Origin of the sequence: Xanthomonas sp. DAR 35659, assembly GCF_041242975.1 — a bacterium.
Taxonomy (GTDB): domain Bacteria; phylum Pseudomonadota; class Gammaproteobacteria; order Xanthomonadales; family Xanthomonadaceae; genus Xanthomonas_A; species Xanthomonas_A medicagonis.
In genome coordinates, this window is the sequence record NZ_CP162488.1 from 4,706,881 (window position 1) to 4,718,179 (window position 11,299).

General features: G+C 72.8%; 8 protein-coding genes. 6 read left to right on the forward strand and 2 right to left on the reverse strand.

Annotation, left to right across the window (positions count from 1 at the left end; translation table 11 throughout):
- The first annotated feature begins 33 nt into the window (after positions 1 to 33).
- From AB3X07_RS19945 to AB3X07_RS19965, 5 genes are all read left to right on the forward strand, one after another.
- Positions 34 to 882, forward strand: a complete 849-nt coding sequence (locus AB3X07_RS19945) for an MBL fold metallo-hydrolase (protein ID WP_369940575.1) — start codon at positions 34 to 36, stop codon at positions 880 to 882.
- A complete protein-coding gene (locus tag AB3X07_RS19950; RefSeq protein WP_369940576.1) occupies positions 875 to 2,056 on the forward strand; it encodes an ATP-grasp domain-containing protein in 1,182 nt (393 codons plus the stop codon). The genes AB3X07_RS19945 and AB3X07_RS19950 overlap by 8 nt, the downstream gene beginning before the upstream one ends.
- Positions 2,053 to 3,162 (forward strand): hypothetical protein, encoded by a 1,110-nt coding sequence (locus AB3X07_RS19955; RefSeq protein ID WP_369940577.1) that lies wholly within the window; start codon positions 2,053 to 2,055, stop codon positions 3,160 to 3,162. The genes AB3X07_RS19950 and AB3X07_RS19955 overlap by 4 nt, the downstream gene beginning before the upstream one ends.
- Positions 3,163 to 3,467: 305 nt before the next feature.
- On the forward strand, positions 3,468 to 4,613 hold the full coding sequence (locus AB3X07_RS19960; protein WP_369940578.1) for a sensor domain-containing diguanylate cyclase: 1,146 nt from the start codon (positions 3,468 to 3,470) through the stop codon (positions 4,611 to 4,613).
- Between the two features lie 283 nt (positions 4,614 to 4,896).
- Positions 4,897 to 5,910, forward strand: a complete 1,014-nt coding sequence (locus AB3X07_RS19965) for a Rieske 2Fe-2S domain-containing protein (RefSeq protein ID WP_369940579.1) — start codon at positions 4,897 to 4,899, stop codon at positions 5,908 to 5,910.
- Here the strand turns inward: AB3X07_RS19965 and AB3X07_RS19970 are convergent.
- Together AB3X07_RS19970 and AB3X07_RS19975 are read right to left on the reverse strand one after the other, a co-directional pair.
- A complete protein-coding gene (locus tag AB3X07_RS19970) occupies positions 5,900 to 8,884 on the reverse strand; it encodes an EAL domain-containing protein (protein ID WP_369940581.1) in 2,985 nt (994 codons plus the stop codon). The genes AB3X07_RS19965 and AB3X07_RS19970 overlap by 11 nt on opposite strands.
- A gap of 86 nt (positions 8,885 to 8,970) precedes the next feature.
- The gene (locus AB3X07_RS19975) at positions 8,971 to 9,915 is read right to left on the reverse strand and encodes an oxygenase MpaB family protein (RefSeq protein ID WP_369940582.1); all 945 of its coding nucleotides are present in this window, start codon (positions 9,913 to 9,915) and stop codon (positions 8,971 to 8,973) included.
- 236 nt (positions 9,916 to 10,151) lie between these two features.
- On the opposite strand from AB3X07_RS19975, the gene AB3X07_RS19980 reads away from it, so the two are divergent.
- Positions 10,152 to 10,766, forward strand: coding sequence for a hypothetical protein (locus tag AB3X07_RS19980; RefSeq protein ID WP_369940583.1), 615 nt, complete (start codon positions 10,152 to 10,154; stop codon positions 10,764 to 10,766).
- Positions 10,767 to 11,299 lie beyond the last annotated feature (533 nt).

Sequence of the window (11,299 nt, forward strand, 5' to 3'; positions counted from 1 at the left end):
CTCTGTGCATCGGCAGCGCCAGCGAGCGCACACATGAGCGTGCCGACACTGCGCTGGAAGCTGTACGAAGCCGGCCACTGCACGCATCCCGAGCGCGCCACGCGCCGCGGCGCGCCGCTGGCGCCATGCCCGTTCCCGGCACTGGCGGCGCTGCTGCAGCACCCGCTGCACGGCAACCTGTTGTTCGACACCGGCTATTCGCGGCATTTCCTCGACGCCACTGCGCGCTTTCCCGAACGCCTGTACCGGGTGCTGACGCCGGTGCATCTGGCGCCCGGCCAATCGCTGCGCGAGCAACTGGCCAACGACGGCATCGACGCGGCGGCGATCGGCTGGATCGTGCTGTCGCATTTCCACGGCGACCATGTCGGCGGCGTGGCCGACTTCCCGCAGGCGCGCCTCGCCTGCGCGCAACAGGCCTGGGACGATCTGCAGCGGCGCGGGCGCCTGGCCGCGCTGCGCGAAGGCTTCCTGCCGGCGTTGCTGCGCGGCGCGCGGGCGCGCATGCACTGGTTCGAAGCCTTGCCGCCGGCCGCGGCGCCGGCGGCGCTGGGCGCGTTCGGCACGCCACGCGACCTGTTCGGCGATGGCAGCGTGCTGCTGGTGCCGCTGCCCGGGCATGCGCCGGGCCACTACGGACTGTGGTTCGAGGACGCGCACGGGCCGGTGTTCCTGGTCGCCGACGCGGCCTGGTCCAGCGCCGCGATCGCCGACGGCACGCCGCCGCCGGCGCTGGTCACCCGCCTGCTCGGCGAGCATCGGGTCTATCGCGACACGCTGGCCCGACTGCACGCACTGCGCCAGGCCGAACCGGCGCTGCGCATGGTGCCCTCGCATTGCCGGCAATGGCGGCCGGCCGCACCCGCCGCCGCCGATGGCTAGCGCGCCGGCCGTCCTGATCACCGGTGCGCGGGCGCCGGTGGCGTTGGACCTGGCGCGACGCTTCGCCGCGCAGGGCTGGCGCGTGCACCTGGCCGACAGCGTCGCCTGCCGCATCTCCGGCTGGTCGCGCGCGGTCGCCGCCAGCCACCGCATCGCGCCGGCGCGCTACGCGCCGTCGGCCTACATCGCCGACCTCAACGCCCTGGTCGCGCGCCATCGCATCGCCTTGCTGCTGCCGACCTGCGAGGAAGTGTTCTACCTGGCGCGCTACCGGCAGGCCCTGCCGGCGCAACTGGACGTGCTGGTGGACGAGTTCGACACGCTGCGCGCGCTGCACAGCAAATGGCGCTTCCTGGAACTGGCGCGCGGGCTCGACGCCGATGTGGACGTGCCCGACAGCGTGCGGGTGCGCAGCATCGCCCAGGCCCGCGCCTGGGCCGGCGACGCGCCGCTGGTGCTGAAACCCGAGTACTCGCGCTTCGGCGTGCACGTGCGGGTGCATCCGCACGGCCTGCCCGCCGCGGCGCCGGCGCTACCCGAGCAGGGCGACTGGGTCGCACAGCGCTACTGCGCCGGCGAGGAACGCTGTTCGTACGCGGTGGCGCGCGACGGCGTGCTGCTGGCGCATGCGGTGTACCGACCGCACTACCGGCTGCAGCGCAGTTCCAGCTATTACTTCGAGGCCGCGCCGTCGCCGCAGATCGAACGCTTCACGGCGCAACTGGTCGGCAAGCTCGGCTTCAGCGGGCAGATCTCCTTCGACTGGATCGTCTCGGCGCAGGGCCGCTGCAGCGTGATCGAATGCAATCCGCGCGCGACCAGCGGCCTGCACCTGTTCGCCGCCGCCGATCCGCTGGTCGCGGCGCTGGACGGCAGCCGCCGCGATGCGTCGGCGCTGGTCAGCCCGGCGCCGACGCGCGCGGCGATGCTGGGCCCGCTGATGCTCGGCGTCGCCCTGCCGGCGGCGCTGCGCCATGGCCGGTTGCGCCGCTGGCGCGCGGACTACGCGCGTGCCGACGACGTGCTGGCCCCGCGCGGCGACCGGCGTCCGCTGGCCGGCGCGCTGCGCGACCTGGCCAGCCACGCTCGGCTGGCGCTGGCGCAACGCTGCTCGCTGCGCGAGGCGTCCACGCGCGACACCGAATGGGACGGCGAGGCATTGCCGCCGCCATGAGCGACACCGTCGATGCGCAGACCGACTATGCCGTGCAGGCGCAGCGCTTCGCCGCGCTGCACGCCGGCCGCGACGCGCAGGACATCGGCGCCAATCTCCACGCGCGCATCGAACTGCTGCAGGCCGGCACGCTGGCGGTGCCGGTCACGGTCGGCGAACCGCACGCCGGCAACGCCTGGGTGTGCTCGCCGCGCACCACCTATGCCGACTACGCCGCCGAGGAAGCCGCGCGGCTGTTGCCGCGCGCCATGGCCGCGCCGTTGCGCGGGCTGTGCGGCGGCATCGGCGCGTGGCTGGACTGGGCGCGGATCGACCGCGCGGTCACCCTCAACAACTGGCTGCTGTCCACCAACCTGTACCCGCCGCTGCCGCCGGAAGGACTGAGCGGCTTGCTGGACGCCGCGCGCGCGCGCTGGCCGCGGCACGCGCTGTGGTTCCGCTCGTTGAATCCGGTGGACACCCCGCAGTGGCTGCACGCGCTGCGGGCGCAGGGCTTCACCCTGATCGGCAGCCGCCAGGTCTATCTGTACGACGACTGGCCAGCGCTGCTGCGCCACCGCGACCTGGCCCGCGACCTCAAGCTGACCGCGCGCACCGACCTGCAGCGCTGCGGCAACGACGCCATCGGCGAGGCCGATTACCCGCGCATCGCCGCGTTGTACACGCAGCTGTACCTGCACAAGTACTCGCGCTGCAACCCGGCGTATCGCGCCGAATTCCTGCGCGCCTGGCACCGCGCCGGGCTGTTGCGCTTCGATGGCTTTCGCGATGGCAGCGGCGAACTGGTCTGCATCACCGGCCTGTTCGGCATCGGCCGCACGCTGACCGCGCCGATCGTCGGCTACGACCTGCAACAGCCGCAACGGCTGGCGCTGTACCGCACGCTCACCGCCTGCGGCTTCGAACACGCGCTGCGCCACGGCCGCCGGCTCAACCAGAGCGCCGGCGCGGCCAGCTTCAAGCGCCAGCGCGGCGGCACCCCGGTGATCGAGTACAGCGCGGTGGATGCGCGCCACCTGCCATTGCGCCAGCGCCAGCCCATCGCCGCGCTCGGCGCGTTGACCGAGCACATCGGCGTTCCGCTGATGCGTCGCTACCAGCTATAGGCCGCCGCCAGCCTATGCGCCATCGCGGGCAGGCCGCGACAGGGCGGCCGCGCCCGGCCGCGGCCCCCTGACGACGCATCCAGGCGGCCGGCACAGCGATGCGGTGTCCCGACATCGCCTGGACCGGACAGCGGCCCGTTCGATCCCAAAGCCTCGGCGCCAGGCCCTTTCGGACCTGCCGGACAGCGCCCACCAGCGGTCCGCGCGTGGCCGCTGCCTTATACTGACGGGCATCTTGAAGATCGCTTCTGCCGCGGATTGGGGACCCAGTGGAGTGGATCGCGCGTCTCGCGCATGCGGGCACTTTGCTGATCGTCAACGGATTGCTGGCCGCGGTCTCGGCGATGGTGTTCTTCGCCATCCACGCCACCGTGCGCAAGGCGCGGCAGGTGCGCGGCCTGCCGCTGCTCGGCCTGAGCTACGCCGTCTACGCGACCGGCTTCGCGGTGCTGCTGGTGCCGCCGGCGCCCGACGGCCGCGTCACCCTGGCCGGCAACCTGATCCTGGACATCGCCACGCTGCTGACCCTGGTCGCGGTCAACGCCTACCTGCGCCGGCCGCTGTTGCACTGGCCGCTGCTCGGCGCGGTGGCGCTCATCGGCGCGGCGGAGATCCACTACGTCCTGCACGCCGGCGGCGACCATCGGGTGATGGTGATCCTCGGCTGCGCCTTGCGCGGCCTGCTGACCATCGCCACCGGCCTGGCCCTGTGGCGCCATGCCGACGCGACCGCGCGCACCGCCGCGCGCTTCACCGCGGGCTTCCATTTCCTGTGGGCCTTCATGCTCCTGTCGCGCATCGCATGGTGGTCGCTCAATCCCGACGCGAACAGGCATTACGACCCCACCTCGACCTTCGGCCTGCTCTCGCGCATGATCCTGACCTCGGTCATTACCTCCGGCTTCCTGTGGATGCTGACCCGGCAGCTGCATGCGGAACTGATGCGCCACGCCTCGCAGGACGCCCTCACCGGCGTCGCCAACCGCCGCATCATGTGGGACGCCGGCGAAGCGGGCATGCGGAAAGCGCGCGCCAGGCAGGCGCCGATCGCGGTGCTGATGATCGACGTGGACCACTTCAAGACGATCAACGACCGCCTGGGCCATGCGGTGGGCGACCAGGTGCTGGTCGCCATCGCCGCCACCCTGGCACGCCACATCCGCGCGCCCGAGCTGCTGGCACGGGTCGGCGGCGAGGAGTTCATGGTGCTGGTCCCGCAGGGCGATGAGGCGGCGCTGCGCGACCTGGCCGAACGCCTGCGCCGGGCGGTCGAGCGCCAGGACATCGCCGCTGCGGCCGCCGCGACGGTCCAGTGCACGGTCAGCATCGGCTACTGCATCTCGGTGCAGGCCCAGGTCGAATGGCAACGCCTGGTGATCATCGCCGACCAGGCGCTGTACGCCGCCAAGCGCGGCGGGCGCAACCGGGTGACCGGCACGGTCGTCGCCTAACGCTGCGGGCGCGCGGGCGTGGCGCGTGCCACCACAGCGCGCGGCGCGCCGGTGCGATGCATGGCGCGCGCGATCGTTCGGCAACGTGCATGCATTCCCTTCCCCCAGCGGGAGAAGGTGCCCCGAAGGGGCGGATGAGGGTACGGCGGAGCCTTGAATGTTCGGCATCGAAGGGCGATCCGTGCTGGCCATACCCTCACCCCAACCGCTCTCCCGGTGGAAGAGGGGCGATGGCGGTCTCGGCCGCAGACAGTGGCCTGCCGTGCATGCGACGCTAGCGCCCATGACCGACTGGCACCCTTCCCTGTATCGACACTGGTTCGCCGTCGCCCGCGCCGACGCCCTGCGCCAACGGCCGCTGGCGGTGACGGTGATGGACCGGCATGCGGCGATCGCCCGCTGCGCCGACGGCAGCCTGCTGGCGCTGGAGGACCGCTGCCCGCACCGGCATGCGCCGCTGTCGGCCGGCTGCGCCACCGGCGACGGCCTGGCCTGCCCCTACCACGGCTGGCGCTTCGGCCAGGATGGCGCGTTGCGCGAGATCCCCGGCATGCCGCCCGGGCAGGCACCGCCGGCGGTGCGTGTGCGCGCCTTCGCCGCGCGCGAGCACGACGGTCTGATCTGGCTGCGCCCGGATGCGCAGGGCGACGCGCAACCGGCGCAACTGGTGCAGGACCTGCAGCCGCCGTCGCGGCGCTTCCTGTGGCGCACGCGGTGGCGGGCGCACGTGGTCGATGCGCTGGAGAACTTCCTCGATCCGCTGCACACCCACCTGCTGCATCCTGGGCTGGTGCGGCGCGGCGGCGCGCGCATGCCGATGCGCGCCTGCCTGCAGACCACCGCAGAAGGTTTCCACGTCGACTACAGCGGCGCCGCCGCGCAAAGCGGCTGGCTGTATCAGTTGTTCGAATCGCCGCGCACGCTGGAACGGGCGCATTTCGCCGCGCCCGGCAGCGCGCAGATCGAGTACCGCTATGCGCGCGGCGGCCGCGTGCGGATCAGCCTGCACTTCACCCCGGTCGACGCGCGGAGCACCGACGTGTTAGCCAGCCTGCACGTGGACGGCCGCTGGGCGCCGGCCTGGGCGGTGCGCCTGCTGGTGTGGCCGTTGCTGCGCAAGGTCGGCGACCAGGACCGGCGCATGCTCGCGCTGCAATCGGACAACCTGCGGCGCTTTCCCGGCGTGCGCGGCGCCTCGACCGCGCTGGACCTGGTGCGCGAACCGCTGCGCCGCTACTGGGACGGCGAGCCGCTGCCGGCGCCCGGCGCGCAACAGACCATCGACATCATGCTGTGAGCGCGCCGAGCGCGGCCAGCGCCTGCGGCAAGGGCAGCGGCCGCCCGATCAGGTAACCCTGCACGTAGTCGCAGCCGTGCGCGCGCAGCCAGCGCAGTTGCTCGGCGCATTCCACGCCCTCGGCGACCACGCCCAGGCCCAGGCTGCGGCCCAGGGTCAGCAAGGCCTCGCAGATCGAGGCCTTGCGCGCATCGCGATGCACGTCGACGATGAAGCTGCGATCGATCTTGAGCGTGTCCAGCGGCAGGTCGCGCAGATGCGCCATGCTGGAGAAGCCGGTGCCGAAGTCGTCCAGCGCCACGCACACCCCGAGCGCGCGCAACTGCCGCAACACCTCCAGCGCGTGCTGCGGCTGGCGCATCACGCTGCTCTCGGTCAGTTCCAGATACAGCCCGTCGGCGCCGAGGCCGACGTCGGCGCAGGCCTGCGCCAGGTCCGCGACCAGGTCGCCGTCGAAGAACTGCAGCGCCGACACGTTCACCGCCACCGGCAGCTGCGGCCAGCCATGCTCCGCCAGCGTGCGCCGCGCCTGCGCCGCGGCGCGCATCACCCAGCGCCCAAGCGGCAGGATCAACCCGGTGTCCTCGCACAACTGGATGAACTGGTCCGGCGCGATGTAGCCGCCGTCGGCCTGCGGCCAGCGGATCAGCGCCTCCAGCAGGCGCGGCGCGCCACTGTCGGCGTGCACCACCGGCTGGAAGTGCAGCTCGAATTCCTGGCGCTCGATCGCCTGGTGGATGCGTCCGGCCAGGCGCAGGCGTTCGCCGATGCGCGCGGACATGCTGCGTTCGAAGCGCGCGATGCCGCGGCCCTCGGCCTGCGCCGCATGCGCCGCCTGCGCGGCGCTGCCGATGACTTCCTCGGCGCTGGCGGCATCGTCCGGGTAGCGCGCCACCCCGACGTGCGCCTGCAACTGCTGGGTGAAATCGCCGCCCTGCACCGGGGTCGAGAGCGCCTCGAGCAGCGCCTGCTGTGCCTGCGGCATCTGCTGCGGATCCAGCACCGCCAGCACGAAGTCCTGCGACGGCTGGTAGGCCACCAGGCCGAAACGCTCGCCCAGCGCCCCCAGGCGCTCGGCCACCGCGCAACGCACGGCGTCGCCGACGGCGCGACCCAGGGTGTCGCCGATCAGCGCCAGGCCGCGCAACTGCACGTAGGCCACCGCGTAGGCGGCCGCCGGGCGCGCGTCCAGCACCTCGGCCAGCGCGCGCGCCTTGAGCAGCCCGGTGGTGCCGTCGTGGCTGGCGCGGAACGCCAGTTCGCGCTCGTATTCCAGGCGCTGGCTGACGTCCTCGGCCAGGATCAGCCGCGCCGGCACGCCGTCGAACTCCAGGTCGGCGCTGTGCACGCGCACGGACAGCTGGCTGCCGTCCTTGCGCCGATGGGTCCAGACGCGGGGCTCGTCGAAACCGTCGCGCGGCTTGCGGACGTCCGCCAGCACGCGCTCGGCGTCGCTGGCCGGGCGCAGGTCGAGGATGGTCATCGCCAGGAACTCGTCGCGACTGTAGCCGTACTGGCGGATCGCGGCCTGGTTCACTTCCAGGAAGCGCAGGCTGTCCACCGCGAACAACCAGAACGGCAGCGGATTGCGTTCGAACATCAGCCGGAACTGGCGTTCGGCGTCGATCAACCGCGCCGCCACCTCCAGCCGCTCGGTCACGTCCTGCACCGCGCCGGTCATGCACACACCGTCGCGCCCATGCACCAACGCGCCGCGCGCGGCCAGCCAGCGCAGGCGTCCGTCCGGCATGTGCATGCGGTACACCACGTTGTACTCGCCGCGGCCGTGCAGGGCGTCCTCGTAGCTGCGCGCGACCCGCTCGCGATCCTCGTCGTGCACCCGCGCCAGGAAGGCATCCACGGTCACGCTGATCCGCGGCAAGCCCAGCATCGCCCCGGTGGGCTCGGCCAGCAGCAGCTGGCGCCGGTCGGTATCGATCTGCCAGGTGCCGATGCCGCCCATCGCATGCGCCAGGCGCAGGTCCTCGTCGCCGCGGCGCAGTCGCTGCAGCAGCTGTCGGTGGCGGCGCTCGGCGCGGCGCAGGCTGCCCAGCAGATAGACGAATCCGGCCAGGTACAGCAGGTAGAGCACGCCGGCGGCGGCGGCGAACCACCACCAGCCGGCCAGCGCCTCGCGCACCGACAGCCCCGCCACCGCCAGCAGCGGGTAGTCGCGCCCGCCGCTGATCGCCACCATGCGCGGCTGATGGCCGAACACGATCGCGCGCATGCCCAGCGCCAGGCCCTGCGGCGGCGGCCGCGGCAGGTTCGGCGGCAAGCGCACGCTACCGCCGGCGGCCGGGCCGCTGGCGGCCAGCAGCAGGCCGTGGCGGTCGATCAGGCCGACCACGCCGTCGTGCCCGGTATCGAACCCGGCGACGATGTGCTGCAGCGCCGCCACCCGCCAGCGCGCCAGCACCCAGCCGCCGGAGGGCAGCGGCACCGCCAGGCGCAGCACCGGTTCGCCGTCGGCGCTGCGCTGCACCGGTCCGACGAACACGCCCGCGCTGCCGCGCTGCGCCTCCTGCGCCCAGCCGCGTACGCTGGGATCGCCCGCGCCGCCGCGCCAGCGCGCGCCCTGCGCATCCAGCAAGGCCACGCTGTGCAGTTCCGGGTGCCGCTCCAGCAGCCCCTGCAGCGAGGCCTCGACCAGCGCCGCCGCGCGCTCCGGTGGCTCGGCGCGCAGCGCCTGCGCGTTGGCCGCCTCGCCGCGCATGGCCTGGCCCAGCGTGTCCAGCTTCACCTGCAACAGGCGATCGGCGCCGGTGGCCAGCGCCAGGCTCTGCCGCTGCGCGGCGGCCAGGCGATTGTCGCGGTCGCGCACCAGCACATAGGCCAGCACGCAGGCCAGCGCCACCGCCAGCACCAGCCCCCACACCAGGATCGCGTGCAGCGGCGCGCGCAGCGCACGGCGCAGGCGTTGCCCGAAGCGCGGCTCGCGGGTCTTGTCGGCGGTGGCGAATCGGTGCGGCATCGGTCCTGGTTAGAGCGGCACGGCGGCCGCGATCTTGATCCACCCTGCCTGCAACGCAGCATCCGTCGCGGGGTCGGCGGTGCCGTTCAGCCAACCGGCGGCAGCGGCGCGGCGGCGTCGGGCCAGTGCGCCAGCCGTTGTGGCGCGATCCCGACCCGCCGGCACGCGCGCTGCGCGATGCCGTCGTTGAGCGCCACCCTGAACAGCGGGACCGCCGCGCGCAGCATCCGCGCCGAGGCCGCCGCGCCCGCGCGCTGCAGCCGGCCACGCTGCAGCATCGCCTCGGCCCACGACGGCAGCAGCGCCGCGCCGGCACCCAGGAACAGGTCGCGCGACAGGCCCGCCGCCGGTACCGGCAGGCGCAGCCCGGCCAGCACCGCCAGCACCTCGCGCGAGCGTGCATCCACCCGCAGCTGCGGCCGCACCTGCGCGAAGTAGTCCTGCACCTCGCGCTCGGACCCGGGCACCGCCTGCGCGCCCAGCGCCTCGGCCACGCGCCGGCCCTCGGCGTAGTAGCGGTCGGCGATGGCCGCGGGCACCGGCCGGCAATAGCGGCGGTAGCCCTGCAGGAACCCGTAGGCCTCGGTGACGTGCACCCAGGTGAGCAAGGCCGGATCGTCGGCGGCATAGGCGCGGCCGTCCGGGGTGTGGCCGCGCACGCGGGCGTGGATCGCGCGCACCCGCTGGATCAGGCGCTGCGCCTCGGCGTGTGGCGCGTAGCTGGTGGCGGCGACGAACTGGGTGGTGCGGCGCAGGCGCCCGACCAGGTCCTCGCGGAAGTTGGAATGGTCGTAGACCCCGGCCAGCGCCAGCGGATGCAGGGTCTGCAGCAGCAAGGCGCACAGGCCACCGGAGAGCATGCCGGGAAGCTCGGCGTGGATGCGCCAGGTGACGCTGTCCGGACCGAACAGGCCGGGATCGCCGGCGGGATGGTCGTAGTCGATGTCGCCCTGGCCGCGCGGGAACACGCCCAGTACCCAGCGGCGGATGCGGGCGGCGGCGGGGGCGGCGAGCGAAGGCATGGAGCGCATCGCGCCATGGTAGCGGGGCGACATGCATGTGCGCGCGAATCGCGGCGTCCCGGGTCGGTGCGGTCGCGGCGGCACTGGCGGCGACGGCATGGCCTCGTCGCGGCGCGCAAGCGCGGCGTCGCGGCCGCCGCATGTGCGGTCGCAGCATGCCAATCGCGGCCGCTGTGCTAGAAAGAAGCTGCTTCGAGATCGCCAGCGGCAGCGTCCTTCGTCACCGTGTCAGCAAGGAGCCAGTCATGATCGCTTTGTTCAAGGGGTTGGGGTTGTTGCTCGAGGACAACGCGCTGCACCAGCGCTCGTTCCCCGAACAGGTCGCGCACTGGCAGCACAAGAGCGAAGCGCAGATCCGCGAGGAAGTGGCCCTGCTGGCCCAGGCCAAGCAGCAATGGTTGGTCGCCTCCATCATCGGCTGGCAGGCGATCTCGCTGGTGATCCTGGGCGTCATCACCAACCAGTTGTGGCAGCACGACTACCACGTGACCTTCTCGCGCATCGTCATCGTGTTCAGTTCGTGGGTCGCGATCCTGTTCGTGATCTGGTTCATCGCCAACATGTTCGACCGCACCGCCGGTTTCGAGCGCTGGCTGACCGCGTTCAACAGCCGCGAGCGGCTGTCGGTGGATGCCGACACGGTGGAGTGCGTGGCCGACGCGCTGAACATGGCGCGCAAGTATCCGGAGATCCTCGCCTACAAGCGCCAGGTGGTGGCCAACCGCGAACTGCGCCACGAGGACATCCGCATCATGCGCGAGATGGGCCGCATCCGCCTGCATGCCGAACTGGTCGAGGCGCTGAACCAGTTCGAAGGCCTGCCGCCCGGCCAGACCGGCGTGGTCCGCGTCGCCGGCTGAGCCGACGGGCAAGGCACGCTGGCGTCGCGCCAGACATCGGTGCGGCGCCAGATCGAACAAGCCGTGGCGGCAGGTGCGGGGTACGGCGGGCACCGCGGCACGCCATGCCTGCCTGCTTTCTTCGCACCCGCCTCGTAGGCCGAGACGGGAGGCCAGCCACACGCCGCCATCCCACTTCATCTCTGCGTGCTCCTTGTGCGGTTGACGCGCCCGCACCAGCATCGGCATAGCGATGCCTGCACGCGGTTGTTTCGGCATGCTGCGCAAGGACGCTGGCCGGCGCGCGCCGTCAGCCGCCGCACGCCGCGCTGTCCTCTGCCACCCGCTCTGGCGTGATTGCACCGACCCACGCAGCGACCCCTGCCACGCGTTCCGCCGTGCCGCGCGTGACCCAGGACCGCCGGCGCCGCCAGTCTCGCCGGCGCGGAGCGTTCGCGAGTTCGGCCGCGGCGAGCGCCCGGGCGGCACCTGTGCCGCGCGTCCTCCGCCAAGGCGCTAGCGAAGAACACGCCTGCTGCGCCAGACACGCGTTC